General features: G+C 49.8%; 17 protein-coding genes. All 17 read left to right on the top strand.

The genetic code is table 11. The annotated features are described in order from the left end of the window. Positions 1-24: 24 nt before the first annotated feature. Positions 25-2,361 (top strand): heavy metal translocating P-type ATPase, encoded by a 2,337-nt coding sequence (locus B158_RS0108435; RefSeq protein ID WP_018624932.1) that lies wholly within the window; start codon positions 25-27, stop codon positions 2,359-2,361. A 37-nt stretch (positions 2,362-2,398) separates the two neighbouring features. Next, complete coding sequence (locus B158_RS0108430) at positions 2,399-2,752, top strand: cupredoxin domain-containing protein (protein WP_018624931.1); 354 nt, start codon at positions 2,399-2,401, stop codon at positions 2,750-2,752. A gap of 37 nt (positions 2,753-2,789) precedes the next feature. Next, positions 2,790-3,128: a P-II family nitrogen regulator gene (locus tag B158_RS0108425; protein ID WP_018624930.1), complete on the top strand. Its 339-nt coding sequence runs from the start codon at positions 2,790-2,792 to the stop codon at positions 3,126-3,128. Between the two features lie 8 nt (positions 3,129-3,136). Then, positions 3,137-3,439 carry a DUF2933 domain-containing protein gene (locus B158_RS0108420; RefSeq protein ID WP_018624929.1) on the top strand — a complete coding sequence of 101 codons (303 nt, stop codon included), beginning with the start codon at positions 3,137-3,139 and terminating at the stop codon, positions 3,437-3,439. Between the two features lie 25 nt (positions 3,440-3,464). After that, the gene (locus tag B158_RS0108415; protein ID WP_018624928.1) at positions 3,465-4,118 is read left to right on the top strand and encodes a methyltransferase family protein; all 654 of its coding nucleotides are present in this window, start codon (positions 3,465-3,467) and stop codon (positions 4,116-4,118) included. A gap of 10 nt (positions 4,119-4,128) precedes the next feature. Next, positions 4,129-4,353: a hypothetical protein gene (locus tag B158_RS13465; RefSeq protein WP_018624927.1), complete on the top strand. Its 225-nt coding sequence runs from the start codon at positions 4,129-4,131 to the stop codon at positions 4,351-4,353. Between the two features lie 262 nt (positions 4,354-4,615). Continuing rightward, positions 4,616-4,984 carry a hypothetical protein gene (locus B158_RS0108405; protein WP_018624926.1) on the top strand — a complete coding sequence of 123 codons (369 nt, stop codon included), beginning with the start codon at positions 4,616-4,618 and terminating at the stop codon, positions 4,982-4,984. 22 nt (positions 4,985-5,006) lie between these two features. Beyond that, positions 5,007-6,515, top strand: coding sequence for a thymidine phosphorylase family protein (locus B158_RS0108400; RefSeq protein WP_018624925.1), 1,509 nt, complete (start codon positions 5,007-5,009; stop codon positions 6,513-6,515). Further along, complete coding sequence (locus B158_RS0108395; RefSeq protein WP_018624924.1) at positions 6,512-7,453, top strand: ribose-phosphate diphosphokinase; 942 nt, start codon at positions 6,512-6,514, stop codon at positions 7,451-7,453. Before B158_RS0108400 ends, B158_RS0108395 begins: the two co-directional genes overlap by 4 nt. After that, on the top strand, positions 7,450-8,805 hold the full coding sequence (locus B158_RS0108390) for an MBL fold metallo-hydrolase (protein WP_018624923.1): 1,356 nt from the start codon (positions 7,450-7,452) through the stop codon (positions 8,803-8,805). The genes B158_RS0108395 and B158_RS0108390 overlap by 4 nt, the downstream gene beginning before the upstream one ends. A gap of 48 nt (positions 8,806-8,853) precedes the next feature. Then, positions 8,854-9,312: a hypothetical protein gene (locus B158_RS0108385; protein ID WP_018624922.1), complete on the top strand. Its 459-nt coding sequence runs from the start codon at positions 8,854-8,856 to the stop codon at positions 9,310-9,312. 34 nt (positions 9,313-9,346) lie between these two features. Beyond that, the gene (locus B158_RS0108380) at positions 9,347-9,604 is read left to right on the top strand and encodes a DUF5676 family membrane protein (protein ID WP_018624921.1); all 258 of its coding nucleotides are present in this window, start codon (positions 9,347-9,349) and stop codon (positions 9,602-9,604) included. Between the two features lie 44 nt (positions 9,605-9,648). Continuing rightward, positions 9,649-10,779, top strand: coding sequence for a hypothetical protein (locus tag B158_RS13005; RefSeq protein ID WP_083911926.1), 1,131 nt, complete (start codon positions 9,649-9,651; stop codon positions 10,777-10,779). Between the two features lie 9 nt (positions 10,780-10,788). Continuing rightward, the gene (locus B158_RS0108370) at positions 10,789-13,155 is read left to right on the top strand and encodes a phosphoketolase family protein (protein ID WP_018624919.1); all 2,367 of its coding nucleotides are present in this window, start codon (positions 10,789-10,791) and stop codon (positions 13,153-13,155) included. After that, a complete protein-coding gene (locus B158_RS0108365) occupies positions 13,156-14,508 on the top strand; it encodes an APC family permease (RefSeq protein ID WP_018624918.1) in 1,353 nt (450 codons plus the stop codon). Between the two features lie 50 nt (positions 14,509-14,558). Then, positions 14,559-15,158 (top strand): ubiquinol-cytochrome c reductase iron-sulfur subunit, encoded by a 600-nt coding sequence (gene petA / locus B158_RS0108360; RefSeq protein ID WP_018624917.1) that lies wholly within the window; start codon positions 14,559-14,561, stop codon positions 15,156-15,158. Positions 15,159-15,565: 407 nt separating this feature from the next. Continuing rightward, positions 15,566-16,690, top strand: coding sequence for a phospholipase D-like domain-containing protein (locus tag B158_RS13000; RefSeq protein WP_156823059.1), 1,125 nt, complete (start codon positions 15,566-15,568; stop codon positions 16,688-16,690). Positions 16,691-16,759: the final 69 nt, after the last annotated feature.

Below are 16,759 nucleotides of genomic sequence, written 5' to 3'. Positions count from 1 at the left end.
TATTGAACAAATCAGGAGTCTAGTATGAGTTCACTGAATACGGAAACCGGCAGCGCCTCTTGCCATGAAGGTGGGGCAGCAACTCCGCCTCATGATCATCATGCACATCATCACGATCAAGTTGGTAACGCTGGTCTACATGAACTCATCATTGAGGGGGCAGGCTGTGCCAGTTGCGTGGCGAAAATCGAGTCGGCTTTAAAGGCAGTGCCCGGGGTTGAAAATGCAGAGATGAATTTTGCCCAGCGTACCGTCAGTGTGAAGGGCAATGCCGAAGCCGCTGATCTGGTAAAGGCGGTGGAAAAAGCGGGTTACAACGCCAAGCTTGCGGCCGCAGAAAGCGAGGATGATGCGCTGGCGGAAAAAGAAAAGGCGGATCAGGCTTATTACAAGCGCCTGATGAAAGAAACCTGGATCGCTCTTTCCCTGGGGGGACCTTTGATGGCCTATGCGCTGATTACAGGCGAGGTCAATGTCAATACCACGACCGAACGGGTTGCCTGGCTGATCGTGGGCATACTGACCTTTGGCGTTTTGTACTTCTCGGGAAAACATTTTTTTGTCGGGGCCTGGAAATCCTTCCTGAATCACTCCGCCAATATGGATACCCTGATTGCGCTGGGTACTGGTACAGCATGGTTGTATTCCATGGTAGTGGTGTTTTTCCCTGAATCGGTTCCTGAGCAAGCTCGCCATGTTTACTTTGAGGCCACGGCGATCATTATCGGCCTGATCGATTTGGGTTTGGCATTGGAATTAAAAGCTCGCGGTCGGACATCGGAGGCCATTAAGAGACTGATTGGTCTACAGCCGAAAACAGCTAGAGTGATTCGCGATGATAAGGAACTGGATATCGCCATTGAACAGGTACTGATGGACGACATGGTACGTGTGCGTCCCGGTGAAAAAATCCCTGTCGATGGTGATGTAATTGAAGGTCATACCGCCATTGACGAGTCTATGTTAACCGGTGAGCCCATGCCCGTAGAAAAAGCTGTTGGCGATAGTGTTGCGGCAGGCACCATTAATAAAACCGGCTCCATTCTGTTCAAGGCCACCCGTGTCGGTAAAGACACCGCTTTGGCGCAAATCATCAATATGGTCAAACGCGCGCAGAACTCCAAACCACCTATCGGCCGTTTGGCTGATGTAATTTCCGCATATTTTGTTCCTGTGGTGATGATTATAGCTGTTACCAGTGCCTTGGTTTGGCTCAACTTTGGCCCCGATCTCGCCGTGGCGTATGCCATCGTGTCGGCCACCACGGTACTAATTATCGCCTGCCCATGTGCTTTGGGTTTGGCGACACCCATGTCGGTCATGGTGGGGGTGGGCAAAGCCGCCGAGGCGGGTGTGCTGATTCGTAACGGCGAAGCCCTGCAAACCGCATCAAAGATATCGGCAATGATTCTGGATAAGACCGGCACTATCACCTTGGGTGCCCCTAAGGTTACCGACATTGTAGTCGCCGGAGAGCAGGATGAAGAGACCATACTGAAATTGGCGGCAACGCTGGAATCTGGCTCCGAACATCCGCTGGCGCTGGCAATTGTCGAGTCTGCCCAGGAAAAAGGTATCGAAACAGGGAAGGTCTCTAATTTCAATGCCATCGCCGGACACGGAGTGATGGCGGAAGTGGATGGCAAAAACTTGTTGTTCGGCAATGAAAAACTGATGCGGGAACGTAATATTGGACTCAGCGGTTTTGTTGAAAAGGCGCAAAACCTGGCGTCCGAGGCGAAAACACCGATGTATTTTGCCGTGAATAACCAACTTTCTGCGATTATCGCGGTGGCTGACCCCATTAAGGAAGACTCCATTGCCGCAATCAAGCGGTTGCAACACAACGGCATCCGCGTCGTTATGTTGACCGGCGATAACCGCGCCACTGCAAAAGCTGTTGCGGAAAAGGCGGGCATTAAGGAGTTTTTCGCCGAGGTATTACCGGAAGAAAAATCAAAAAAAGTTCAGGAGCTGCAAATGGAGGGCGAAGTGGTCGGCATGACAGGCGACGGTATTAACGATGCACCGGCGCTGGCAATTGCCAATGTGGGTTTTGCCATCGGTACAGGCACCGATGTCGCCATTGAGAGCGCTGATATTACCCTGATGCGCGGGTCACTGCATGGACTCGCTGATGCCATTGCCGTGAGCAAGGCAACACTGCGTAACATCAAACAGAATCTGTTCGGAGCGTTTATTTATAACGTGGCGGGTATTCCCGTGGCCGCGGGAGTTCTTTATCCCTTGCTAGGTATGCTTATGAATCCAGTGATTGCCGGTGCCGCAATGGCATTCTCGTCGCTTACGGTCGTGACCAATGCCAATCGACTACGCTTTTTCAAGGCGCAGGAACACTAATGGCAATTCCAACAGCAACCCGTTTGGGAGAGTAGATATGTTAATAATTAATATTGCAGGCATTGTTTTAATCGCACTTTTTGTGTGGTGGTTTTGGCTTTACAAACCCAAAGAGACTGAACTGGGTGAAAGTGATTTGGTGATTACCGTAGAAAATGGCACCTACTCACCTTCGCGAATCAAAGTACCAGCAGGGGAGTCGGTTGAACTTAAATTCATACGTAAAGATGAATCACCCTGCTCCGAAACATTGCTGATTCCCGAACTGCAAATCAGCGACACTTTACCGCTCAACAAACTGAAATCCATCCAGTTGCCAGCATTGAAGTCGGGCGAGTATGTCTTTCATTGCCAGATGCAGATGTATCGCGGTCAGATCACAGTGAATTAGGGAATAGGGCCACAACAAGACAACCTTCGGAGGCAATATGAAGATCCAAAAAGTGACCGCCATTTTTGACGAATTTCGATTGAAAGACGTAGAAGATGCGCTGATCAAACACGGCGTTAGAGACTTTACCCTGCACCCGGTGCGTGGTCGTGGCCGATACTTCGACAGCTTTAACAAGAATCATTTGGTTAAGCACATTCAAATGGATATTTACGCCAGGTCAGAGCAGGCTAATGACATCGCGCAAGTGGTTGTGGAGGCGGCACACGTGAGCGCTGATAGCGAAGGGTTGGTTTGCATTCTTCCGGTGAATGACTTGTTCTGGATTCATGATAAGTGCAGTGCGACAGACAGCGATTTTCAATTTCATCCGTGAGGTGTGATATGGCAACGCAAAAAACATCATTCTGGTTAGCACCGAAAGGACTGGCAGCATTGGGCCTAATTGGTGCTGCCACGTATTTTCTGCTGATCGAACACCGCCAGCATGTCTGGCAGTTTTTACCGTTTCTGATTTTGCTGGCATGTCCTTTTATGCATTTTTTTATGCACAGAGGACATGGAGTCAACCGAGGGCACGGTGGTCATAGTGCGAGCCATCAGCATGAAGGTGAGTCAGATCAGGATGCTTACCAGCGCGGATTAGAAGATGGGCGCCGGGATAGCGAACATCGGCATCACCATTAAACTGATTGAAAACAGGAGAACGATAATGCACGGTGATTCAGCTTATGGTCTCTGGACACTGGTGATACTGAATTCTGCAGTATTTATTTTCTTTGCGTTCAGTTTTGCCAAGCCACAAACCAAAACCGACTGGCGCAGTTTTGGGGCTTTCTCTGCCTTCATTATTGCGCTCTTTACCGAGATGTATGGATTTCCGCTGACGATATATTTTCTGTCCGGATGGCTGGCAGAAAAGTACCCTGGGGTGGACTTTCTCTCCCATGAAAATGGCCATTTACTTCACACATTGTTGGGCTTAGAAGGTAATGCACATTGGGATCCGCTGCATATCGCCAGTAATATTCTAATCGTGCTCGGCTTCTTCCTGCTCGCGTCGGCGTGGAACGTGTTGCATAAAGCGCAACAAACCCGCTCATTGGCGACAACCGGTTGGTACGCCCGCTGCCGTCACCCACAATACATTGCGTTCATTATGATTATGTTTGGCTTTCTCCTGCAGTGGCCAACTTTGCCTACGCTGGTGATGTTTCCCATTCTTGTGATTGTCTATGTGCGTCTGGCGAAACGGGAAGAGAAAATGTCTCTTGAAGAGTTTGGCGATGAGTATCGACACTATATGAAATCCACACCTGCGTGGATTCCAAAATTTGCTACCGAAAATACAGCATCAACCTATTGAGGAATTCCTTATGAAAAGCGCGATGAAAAACACCATAAAACACTGCTTTCCATCGCCGTTCTTGTCGCTGCAATCTCTTCGCCGGTCTTTGCGGAAAAAGCACATGACCACGGAGATGATGAAGCGCATGGATATGATGGAAGAGCGTATGGCCATGATGCAAATGATGATGGGGCAGATAATGGTTCACGAATCAGAAGCGAAAAAAGCGCCCGTGCATAAACACAAAAAATAGATTATCGATGTTGTCAAATAAGGAGTAGGCCAATGAGCGAGCATCAACCTGGCATAAATCCTGGGTTCGTTACCAGGTACATACTGAGTCTTTCCGGGTTAAATAAACATAATGTATAACTGATTGTCATTGATCTCGAAGAACTTGCTTGTATTGATTCAGTATAACCTAGTAAGACAAAACAGAATCTCAAAATAGCCTATGACGCCTCTCACCATGATATCGATGAAATGATTACCCTAACAAATAAAGGAGAATTAACGTGAAAAAAACTGAGCACCGTTTGGGAGTATCCGAAGTCAACCTAGTCGTACGCCATTTGAAGATCGACCTGAAAAATGATGCAAATATCAACGAGGCTATAAGTGAAATCGATAAGTTGTATGGACTGGATGCTGTTTCATTCGACGAAAAAACGCAGGTTTTGAATCTTGCTTATGATGCATCACGCATTTGCCTAGATGACATTGAAGATGTACTGATGAAATTTGGCATTGAGGTTGGCCACGATTGGTGGACTCACTTAAAAGAAAGCTATTACAAGTTTGTTGATGAAAACGTGCAGGAAAACGCGGGGCATGAGCCATGGAGCTGCCACAAATCCTCTCAAGGAAATACACGCAAACGGTAAAGTCAATCTTACGGGAAATCCTATGGAAGCATTAAACACTCTAAAGGTAATTGATATAGGCATTGATACCTACCATGAACCGGTGGTGTATATGCGTAGTGATTGCCATATCTGCCGCTCCGAGGGCTTTACGGCGAACAGTCGCGTTGCAGTGGATTATGGCGAAAACCAAATAGTCGCAACGATCAACGTGGTGGATGAGAAGGTTTTTGAGCCAGGCAACGCTGGCTTATCCAAAATCGCCATGCAACGGTTGGGAGTTGCCGAAGGGGCATCGATTAGCGTCAGTCATGCACCAGTGGTGACATCGCTGGCAGCTGTTCGCAAAAAAATATTTGGTCATAAGCTCAACGACGAGGAAGTCACCGAGATCGTACAGGACATCAGTGACCACCGTTATTCCGATATTGAAATTGCCAGTTTTCTCAGTGTATGTGCAGGAAGTCGTCTGGATGTTGATGAAATCATTGCCTTGACACAGGCCATGGTGGCTTGCGGTAAGCGTCTCAGCTGGCCTGATTCCCCCATGGTGCTGGATAAGCATTGTATTGGTGGCCTGCCGGGCAATCGCACCACACCGCTGGTGGTAGCCATCGTCAGCACTGCAGGATTAACCATCCCGAAAACATCGTCTCGCGCCATCACGTCACCGGCGGGTACTGCCGACACTATGGAGGCGCTGACGACCGTCAATCTCAGCCTTGCGGATATTCAGCGAGTTGTTGCAGAAACTCACGGTTGTCTCGCCTGGGGTGGGGCCGTGAATCTAAGCCCCGCGGATGATCTATTAATTAGGATCGAGCGTGCCCTAGATCTGGACGGTGAAGGACAGTTGATCGCCTCGGTACTGTCGAAAAAGATTGCTGCCGGTTCCACGCATGCGGTAATCGATATTCCCGTCGGACCTACAGCTAAAGTTCGCTCGCAAAAAGAAGCCGAGCGGTTGACTTCACTGTTCACACAAGTTGGTGCCGCCTGTGGTATTCAGATTCGCTGCCTGATCACCGATGGTAGTCAACCGGTCGGGCGCGGCGTTGGCCCTGTTGAGGAAGCCCGTGATGTATTGGCCGTGTTACAGGGAGGTAACGATGCACCTGAAGATCTGCGTGAACGGGCTCTGTTTTTGGCTGCCCATCTGTTCTCGCTTGCTTTTCAGGAGCGTTATGAACAAGGGCTGGAGAGAGCGAAAGATATTCTCGACAGCGGTGCGGCGTGGACACAATTTCAGCGGATATTAACAGCCCAGGGCGGGATCAAGTCTTTGCCTTCTGCAGATTTTCAACATACGGAAACCGCCACATCAACCGGCACCTTGCAGGCCATTGATAATCGCCAACTGGCGCGATTGGCGAAATTGGCGGGAGCGCCCAATGTCGCGGCAGCGGGTTTGCGCTTGCATAAGCGTGTCGGTGATAAGGTAGAGCGAGGTGAACCATTGTTCACACTGCTCAGTGATACAGAAGGCGAACTGCAATACGCACTGGCCTATTACCGGCAAGCGAACATTTTTACTATTGGAGTAGTCTCATGAGTAAACTGCAATCTCTATCAAGGAAGCCGCCCTTGGTGTTTTGCCTGCAGGAACACCCTTTGGCAGATTCGTTGGCAAAGGCGATGGGTGTGCAGCGGGGAGAATTTAGTGCACGCCAATTCCCCGATGGCGAATCCTATTTGCGTATCACCGCTGATGTGGCAGGCCGTGCCTGTATTGTTGTGGCAGATTTGTCAAACCCCAATACAAAGTATCTGCCGTTACTGTTTTTGGTCGAAACGCTGCGAGAACTTGGCGCCTCGCAAGTAGGCCTGGTAGCACCCTACCTCAGCTATATGCGTCAGGATCGCCGTTTTGTTGATGGAGAGGCCGTTACTTCCCGAATTTTTGCCAAATGCCTGTCTCAGCATATTGACTGGTTGGTGACGGTCGATCCTCACCTGCATCGCTATCACTCGCTGAACGAGATTTATTCCGTACCCAGCCGTGTCGTGCAAGGTGCCCCGGCATTGGCGCAATGGCTGAAGACACAAAACGACCTGCTGCTGGTGGGGCCAGATAGCGAGAGTGAACAGTGGGTATCCGATATAGCCGATTATAGCCAACACCCTTTTGTAATCGGAGAAAAGCAACGCTTCGGTGATCGTCATGTTGAAGTATCGCTTCCCAATATTGATGAATATATGGGTAGAACTGCCGTCATTATTGATGATGTCATATCCAGCGGGCAGACCATTCTTGAGTGCATCAAAGCCCTTAAATCCAAAGGCATTGAACACATCCAATGTGTCGCCGTACACGGTATTTTCGCCGACGGCTCGGATCATGCTCTGATCCATGCCGGCCTCAGCCAATTAGCAACCTCCAATACCATTCCCCATTCATCCAATGCCATTGATATCACGCCGCAGCTAATTACTCCCGTTATCTCCATGCTGCAATCAACAAGGTTGGATTCAACAGGAGCAATATCATGAGAATTACCTTTCTAGGCGGCACTGAAACCGTTACCGGCTCGAAGTTTCTACTGGAGACCGAGCGTACCAAAGTGTTGATAGATTGTGGTCTTTATCAAGGCTATAAATGGTTACGGGAGCGCAATTGGCAATCGCTGCCCCTGGATATCGACAAACTGGATGCGGTTTTGCTGACCCATGCGCATCTGGACCATTCCGGTTACATACCCGTCTTATATAAGCACGGTTTTCGCGGCCCGGTGTTTACCCATCATGCCACCAAGGCCTTGTGCCAAATTCTTCTGGCCGACAGCGGTCATATTCAGGAAGAAGACGCGAAATACTACAGCAAACATAAGCTCAGCAAACGCGAACAGCCCGAACCACTCTACGACCGTCACACCGCCGAATCGAGTATGGCGTTGTTTCAATCAGTTGACTTTGATGAACAGGTTGAAGTCGGCGATATCCGCTTTCACCTGCAACCTGCGGGACATATTCTGGGTGCTGCCAGCATTATCGTCGAGGCAGAAGGCAAGCGCATTGGATTTTCCGGCGATGTAGGCCGCTTCGATGATTTATTGATGCGTCCGCCGCGCCCACTGCCTGAACTCGATTTGCTGCTGATGGAATCCACCTACGGTAATCGACAACACAATCCCCAGGACGCTGCGCAGCAGTTAGCCTCGGTGGTTAACCGCGTGGCTAAGTCCGGTAGTGTATTGCTGGTGCCGGCTTTTGCCGTGGGTAGGGCGCAGGCTTTACAGCATCTGCTGGCAAATTTGATGGAGCAGGGTGCCATACCCAAATTACCCATCTATCTCGACAGTCCCATGGCCATCAAGGTATCGGATATTTTTTGCCACTTCAGCGATCAGCATCATTTAAGCCATGAGCAATGTCACCATATGTGCGACTTGGTTACCTATACCCGTACAGTGGACGAATCGAAAGCACTGGCGGGTCAAGCGTTTCCGCACATCATTATTGCTGGCAGCGGCATGGCTACCGGTGGGCGGATTCTTCACCACTTTAAACGGCTGTTGAGTGATAGCAGGACCATGGTTCTGTTTACCGGTTATCAGGCCGGTGGTACGCGCGGTGCCAAGATGCTTGAAGGTGTCGATGCGGTGAAAATCCACGGTAACTGGATTCCACTAAGGGCGGAGGTTGACGAGATTTCCGGGCTCTCGGGGCATGCGGACTATCTTGAGCTCACTAAGTGGCTGCACCAATCAAAATTGACCAAGACAACGCCGATCAAACTGATTCACGGTGATCCCGAAGCGCTTGAAGGGCTGCGAGTGCATTTGCAAGAGCATACCCAGTTTAAGGTTGATGTGGCCGGTTATCGTGATATTTTATCTCTGTAATCGAGATGTTTTTCGAAATACGGAGCTGATTAATTAGAGGAAAAAATGATGCAAATCGAAACCATTAGAGATGTATTGCACTGGACCAAAGATTTTCACCAACAGCTGAGCCAGTGCTTGTCCCACTGCGCGGATAATAACACTGACGAGCGGGCTCGTATGATACTGGCTTATCTTTCCGAACACGAAAAAACGCTTACCGATGTGGTCAGTGGTTTTGAAAAAAACGGAGATGAGCACGCCCTTAACACCTGGTGCTATCAATACGTTCACCACAATCCGATTACCCGGCATGTTCACTGCGATGCGCCCTTTGTTGAACTGGATACCGCGCAAATTATGGATGTGATCGTCGATCAGCACCAGCAGGTCATCGAGTTGTATCGCTATCTCGCCTCACGGGCGGCTATTTCGTCGACTAGGGAATTGTTGGAGTCCTTGTGTTCGCTGGAAGAACACGAGGTGATGCGCTTAGCGCAATCGTCCAATCGACTTGGCGATTTATAGATACCAAATTCAATACGAAAGAGGAGATTATGATATGAAATTACATGCGATGAAGTTTGGCCTGGCCTGTTCGGTCAGTGCCAGCGTGCTTTGGGTGATCTGCAGTATCCTGGTAGCGTTGATTCCCTCAATGATGTTGTCCATTTCTGGTGACATGGTACATATGCAGTTACAGGATATGGGGTGGCATTTAACCTTGGTTGGCGCGCTTTGGGGGTTGGTAGCCTGGGCTGTGGTGACTGGTTTTACCGGGTGGTTGATTGCCGCTATTTATAATCGGTTGCTGAATTGAGTCATAATTATTCTGTCAATACCCTGTTGGTTTCAGCATCCGCTATGCCTGATATACTAGTACTTAATCCCGGTAGTTCCAACATTAAGTGGACGGTGTTCCGTGCATCGCCAGAGCCTAGGTCGGGAATACCAAGCATCATTGCCGAGGGGCATATCAATGTGGAGAAATGCAAGAATGCGATTGAACAGCTGCGCACAGTCACTGCCGACCATGCCCTTAGCGCATTAATCGTGCGAGTGGTCCATGGTGGATCGGTTTTTTCAAGTCCGATAGAGGTGAGTGGCGGCAGCTTGAATCAATTGAGGTCCATGGTCTCGCTAGCGCCGTTGCACAATAAAAAAGCGATCAATCTTATCGAAGGTTGGCATCGACTGGATGACACAATCAGGATATTTGCCGTATTTGACACAGATTTTTTCGCCGACCTGCCAGTTGTGGCTCAGGCCTATGGCCTGCCAAGGGCATTAATCGAAAAGCACCGTATACGCCGTTATGGTTTTCATGGGTTTGCGCACCAGGATATGGTGAGGCAGTGGCTGCAAAAGAATCCTCACCGGCAAGACTTCGCCGTTGTTACCGCGCAGCTCGGTAGCGGTTGTTCCATGGCGGCTATTCGCGATGGAAAACCAGTGGATACCTCTATGGGTTTTACGCCCAATGAAGGTTTGCTAATGCGTACACGAAGCGGCGATATAGACCCTGGTTTGTTGATCTGGTTACAGCAGCAGGAAGGTTGGTCCTCCGATGAAATCGATTATCAGCTCAATCACGAAGCCGGTTGGCGGGGGGTGTCCGGCGGCGTTGACAATATGGCCGAACTTTTTGTCAGTGACCACCCGCAGTGCCGTCTGGCGTTTGCTCTATTCCGCTACCGCTTTCAGAAAACATTGGGCTCATACTTTGCTGTTTTAGGTGGACTGGACGGCATTGTTCTCAGCGGCGGTATCGCAGAACACAATCCGGCCCTCTGCCAGCAGCTGTTGTCGGGGCTGTCGCATCTGGGCATTGAAATACACACCGAACCCGTCGAGAGCAACCTGCCGTTATCGCTCTCCTCATCGACATCGCAAGTGCAGTGTTGGGTTGTCGCCGCAGATGAGGCGGGTGCAATGCTGCACTCAGTACAAGAACAATTCCCAAATGATTTTACAGTCCAGCCGGCGGCTGGCTAAGGGTTCACCATGTATGTCATTGATCAACAAAATGATCACCGTATAGAACAACGAGCTAGGATGTATCGTGAGACCTACCCGGCATTCGCTCATTGGGCAGAGGGTTATGGGGTGATTCAACACCGCGACGAGACCCAGGTACGGGTGTTTGACTTGTGCCAGCAACTGGTCTGTGAGGGGCGTTTCAAAGGCATTGACGAGGTATTGGAAATATTGAGTGCCGCCGATCGTTTAACTAGCGCGGCCATGTGGCTGGTAGTGCACATGACTTACAGCACGAAAGTGGATTTTTCCGGTATCGCACTCGATGCTGAGGATTTTAAATCCAATCCTCAGGGGCACACCGGTGGCTCGCTGAACATGGTCCCCGCCTATGTGGCCTATATGGTCGCCAACCGCCTGGCTGGAATCACCCGTAGTTGGTCGATGGGGCAGGGCCACTGTGTGGCGGCGATCGATGCGGTCAACGTGTTGCTGCAAAACCTCTATCCGGAACAGGCGGAGCGTTATCCCCTGAGTGACGTAGGGTTGTCGCAGTTGGCCCGAGATTTTTACAGTTACGCCATTGCTGACGACGGTCGCCCTGGTGTACCGCTGGGGAGCCATGTGAACCCCCATACCGCCGGCGGCCTGATCGAGGGTGGCTATCTGGGCTTTGCCGAATTGCAATATGTACATATGCCCCTGCCTGGAGAGCGGCTGGTGGCGTTTTTAAGCGATGGCGCCTTTGAGGAACAGCGTGGCAGCGACTGGGCCAGCCGCTGGTGGCGGGCTGATGATTGCGGGCTTGTGACGCCTGTAATGATCGCCAACGGTCGGCGTATCGACCAGCGTTCCACCATGTATCAGCAGGGCGGCCTGTCCTGGTTTTACGCGCACCTTGAGCAGAATGACTTTCACCCCATCGCCATCGACGGTCGTGATCCCGCCGAGTTTATCTGGGGGATTTTTGAAGCGGAATCGCGGCTGCAAGCCTGTAGCGCGCATATCCATGCAGGCAAAATGTGTTATCCGGTGAAGCTGCCGTACCTGATCGCCGAAACGGAAAAAGGCTACGGGTTTTATGGCGCGGGTACCAATGCCGCGCACGGCACACCCTTGCCCAGAAATCCAAGAGATGACGAAACCTCCCGCCAATTATTTAACGATCACGCGGAGCAATTGTTTGTGTCGAAAACTGAGCTAGACGACTCCATCGCGCGGATCTCCCAGCACGAGTCAGACAATCGGGTACCAGAAAAGCACCATGCACTCTGTCGGCGTGACGTTGTGCTGAAAACGCCTACTGAAGCTTCACAGTACGAAAAAGGCGAAAAGTTATCGCCTATGTCCGCAGTCGATGAACGGCTGTGTCTATGGCACCTTGCCAATCCTGATGTACGCGTGCGTATCGGCAATCCTGATGAGCTGCGCAGTAACCGTATGGGAAAGGCGCTGGATCTACTCAAGCACCGGGTGCTGAAGCCGGAAGATGGCGTTGCCGAATCGATACACGGTTCCGTTATTACAGCCCTTAATGAGGAGGCGGTAGTCAGCGCGGCACTGGCTAATAAAGCTGGCATGAATCTGGTGGTCAGCTACGAAGCTTTTGCCATGAAAATGGTCGGCGCATTGCGCCAGGAAATTATTTTTGCGAGGCACCAGAAAGAACTGGATCGAACACCACGCTGGCTATCGTTGCCCGTTATTGCAACTTCGCATTTGTGGGAAAACGGAAAAAATGAGCAATCGCACCAGGATTCCGCCTTTGGCGAAGTGCTGATGGGGGAGATGAGCGATATGGCGCGGGTGGTCTATCCCGCCGATGCCAACAGTGCGGTGGCCTGTCTCGATGCCTGCTACCAGAGTCACGGACAGATTTGGGCCATGACCATTCCCAAACAGGAGATAACGACCACTTTCAGCGCTGAGCAAGCACAAGAATTGGTCGAACAGGGTGCGCTGATAGTGGAAGCGGATGACACCGTCGATGTGGAACTGGTGGCCGCTGGAGCCTACCAGTTACGGGTGTGCCAGGAAGTCCGTCAGGCATTGCGTGATAACGGTATTGGCAGCCGTATCACATATCTGCTTGAACCCGGTCGTTTTCGTCTTCCACGCGATGAACACGAACAGGCTTTTGTCAGCACACCAGCCGAACAGTCGCGGCTGTTTGACAATGCGGTTCGTTTGCGTGTTTTTGTCTCTCACTTGCGGCCGGAAATATTGCTGGGCATTTGTCGCCCGCTGGATTTGGGCCATGACCGCTGCCTGGCATTTGGGTATCGCAATCGCGGTGGCACATTGGATACGCAGGGCTTGCTGGAAGCGAATCAGTGTAGTGACAAATTCATCGTTGCTGAAATTCTACAAAGAATAAGTTCGGGAGAAGATTGAATGAAACGAGACACAGATCGCACGACTTACTATGATAAGGGTAGCCTAACGCTCTCCGGTACCGTGATGCTGGGGACAGGAGTCATGATAGGCGCAGGCATTTTTGCACTGACCGGGCAAATGGCGGAAATGGCGGGCGTACTGTTCCCGCTGGCATTTCTGGCAGCAGCGGTGGTCGTTTCTTTCAGTGCCTACTCTTACGTCAAAATTTCAAATGCCTACCCTTCTGCCGGAGGGATAGGAATGTATTTACACAAGGCTTATGGCGACAGCTTACCGACGGCATTCAATGCATTGTTGATGTACTTCTCCATGGTGATTGCACAGAGCTTCCTGGCACGCACTTTTGGCTCCTATACCATGCAATTATTCGGCGGTGATGAATCCGGGCGAATGGTGGCGATGCTGGGTGTGGGACTGATTATTTTTTCGTTTATCGTCAATTTGTTGAGTAACCGCTTTATTCAAAAGGTAGCTGGGTTTATCGGGGTGTTAAAGATTGGCGGCATTTTGATTTTCGGCATTATCGGTGTGTGGGTGGCCGATAGCCTAGCGCTAGATTTCGGTCACACGGGTAACGTTGAAACCTCCGGAAACTTTCTCGGCGCTACCGCTCTCGGAATTCTGGCTTTTAAAGGTTTTACCACCATTACCAACAGTGGATCCGAGGTAATCGATCCTAAGCGAAATGTTGGAAGAGCTATCGTTATTTCTATTGTTGCGTGTGTTGTCATCTACACCCTGGTTGGCTTTTCAGTGGCCAGTAACCTATCCCTGAGTGAAATCATAGATACTCGCGATTATTCCCTGGCAGCGGCTGCGCGACCAGCGCTTGGAGAATACGGAGTATGGTTTACAGTCGCAATTGCCATGACGGCAACTGCGGGCGGCATTCTTGCTAGTATTTTTGCGGTGTCCCGGATGCTGGCTATGTTGACCGAAATGAAACTGGTTCCCCACAGACATATCGGCATGCCGGGAAGTATCCAAAAACATACACTTGTCTATACCGTGGTACTCGGTATTTTTCTTACGGCCTTTTTTGACCTGTCGCGGATAGCCGCCCTGGGTATTGTCTTTTATCTGGTCATGGACATCGCCATTCACTGGGGCGTGATTCGATATTTGGCGGATGAAATTAAAGCAATGCGTTGGGTACCGATTGTAGCCATTATTTTCGATTTGCTGGCACTGATCGGTTTTGTTTGGGTGAAACTGAACGCTGACCCGTGGGTTATCGGTGTTGCCCTTATCACGATGTTACTCATCGCAGCGGGCGAGGGTTGGTTCTTGCATTCGAATAGACGGCAACGACTACTAGACGAAGACGGTAAGCACCAGCATCAGCATTGATGTCTGCTGTTCAAAGTAAAAAATCACGTTGTTAACTTGGGAAAAAGTATATGAATGATATAAATGAACCCAACGAAAACCGGCGCAGGTTTTTGATAGGCGCTACCTCTTTTGTGGCCGGTGCCGGCCTCGTGGGTGTCGCCACCCCGTTCGTGCAATCGTGGAATCCAAGCACTAAGGCGCGGGCGGTGGGTGCCCCGGTAAGAGTGGATGTCAGCAAGATCGAGTCGGGCACCATGATTACTGCTGAATGGCAGGGCAAGCCGGTATGGGTGCTGAGGCGCACACCTCAAAACCTTCAGAGTCTTGATAAGCCCGATCATCGTGACAAATTGCTAGATCCGGACTCGGAAGTTAATCAACAGCCGGAGTACGCCAAAAAATCTTACCGCAGTATCAGAGATGACATATTTGTGGCGGTGGGGGTTTGTACACACCTGGGGTGTGTGCCGAACTATGAGCCTGAAGGAATGAAAGGTGTAGAGCATGCCTTGTTTTTTTGTCCCTGCCACGGTTCGAAATTTGATTTGGCTGGAAGGGTATTCAAAGGCGTGCCCGCACCGACTAATTTGATTATTCCACCTCATCAGTACCTCGATAACAGTATCCTGGAAATTGGCGCCGATGCTTTACAATCTAATATAGATTGATGCAGATATGGTCGTTGAGTGTTTATATTCTCCAAAAGCTAAAGAGAGGAGCAAAGCTTTTCTAACAATAGCGTAAGTGGCAGGAAATAGAAACACAGCATCAATAATAACTGAGCCTACCAGGTAAGTTAAAACTTTTTGCAATATGTTAAAGTAGTTGTTCATCTCATTATATGGATTGGTCATGGATCTTTCATCGACATTGGTCCTGTAATCATATTTACGCAAATCATTTTCATTTACTTTACAACAACTTGGAAAGGGGGAATAAATATGTTGCCAAAGTACTGGTATTAAAAATCGGGATTTGGAATTGCATCAGTTTATTTTTGTCACTTGTGCAAGCTAAGTTGGAACAGCTCATTGATGATCAGCGTTAGTTCTGTTTTACGGAGGAGTATATTGAAATGCATAGCATCATAGACACGAATCCTTCCGTTTGTGGATGTCTAGAAAGCCTGAGTATCGGGAGCGAGTCCTTTTGTGTCTTTAACGAGGGAGACGCACTCTATGCATCGATGTTGGATTCTATTGCGAAGGCGGAAAACAGCATACTGTTGGAAAGCTATATTTTTGCCGACGATAGCTTGGGACAACAGTTTTGTCGAGCATTGATTGAACGGGCGATGGCTGGCGTTAAAGTGAAAGTTCATATCGATGCCGCGGGTTCTCTATTCTGGTTCTCTCGCGGGATGCAAAACCACATGCGCATTCATGGTATTCAATTACGTTGGTTTCACCGCTGGAGCTGGCGCAGACCCTGGCGCTACAACCGCCGTAATCATCGTAAGCTGCTGATAGTTGATAATCGCATTGCCTATCTCGGTGGCTTCAATATTCATAAAGAAAATTCCCGCAAATACTATGGGGATGATCGCTGGCGCGATACGCATGTGAGTTTTGATGGCACTCTAGTCGCTGTGGCCGCGCAATTGTTTGATGCATTTTGGCGCGGGAAGCTGCGTACGCAGCCTATGCAAAAGGCAGAGGGTAGCAAACTTCTACACAATCAAACACTGACCTGTCGTCACCGTTTGAGTTGCGTGTATGGGGAAGCCTTTAGCAATGCGAAAAAGTATATTTTCTTGACGACACCGTATTTTGTTCCCGACAATCATACGCTCAGGCAATTATGCAAGGCGGCAGAGCGGGGTGTGGATGTCAGGTTATTGGTCCCTCGCCAAACCGATGTACGTATCGCCCGCTGGGCCGCTCGTCATATTTATACCCATCTACTCGAATCTGGAGTTAAAATATATGAGTACCTTCCGCGTGTGCTGCACGCAAAGACCGTTGTGATCGATGACAACTGTTCTATAGTAGGAACATCCAATCTGGACTATCGCAGTTTATTTATTAATTACGAACTGAATTTGGCAACTGTTGACCAGAAACTAGCAGGTGAACTGAAGCAGCAATTTATGCAGGATTTGACGTTGGCGGAGCGTATTTTATCACAGGTATGGGAGCGGCGCGGCGGTTTACCGCGATGGCAAGGTCGGGTAGCCATGATAATAAAACGCTGGCTGTGAATAGGGTGAATTTGATACAAAAAATACCCCATTTCACTACGACGTTTTCTATAAATGGGCGTGGACATC

Origin of the sequence: Kangiella aquimarina DSM 16071 (assembly GCF_000374105.1) — a bacterium.
Taxonomy (GTDB): Bacteria; Pseudomonadota; Gammaproteobacteria; order Enterobacterales; family Kangiellaceae; genus Kangiella; species Kangiella aquimarina.
Note: the sequence above shows the minus strand (reverse complement) of the source record. Positions and strands in the feature narration are given on the sequence as shown.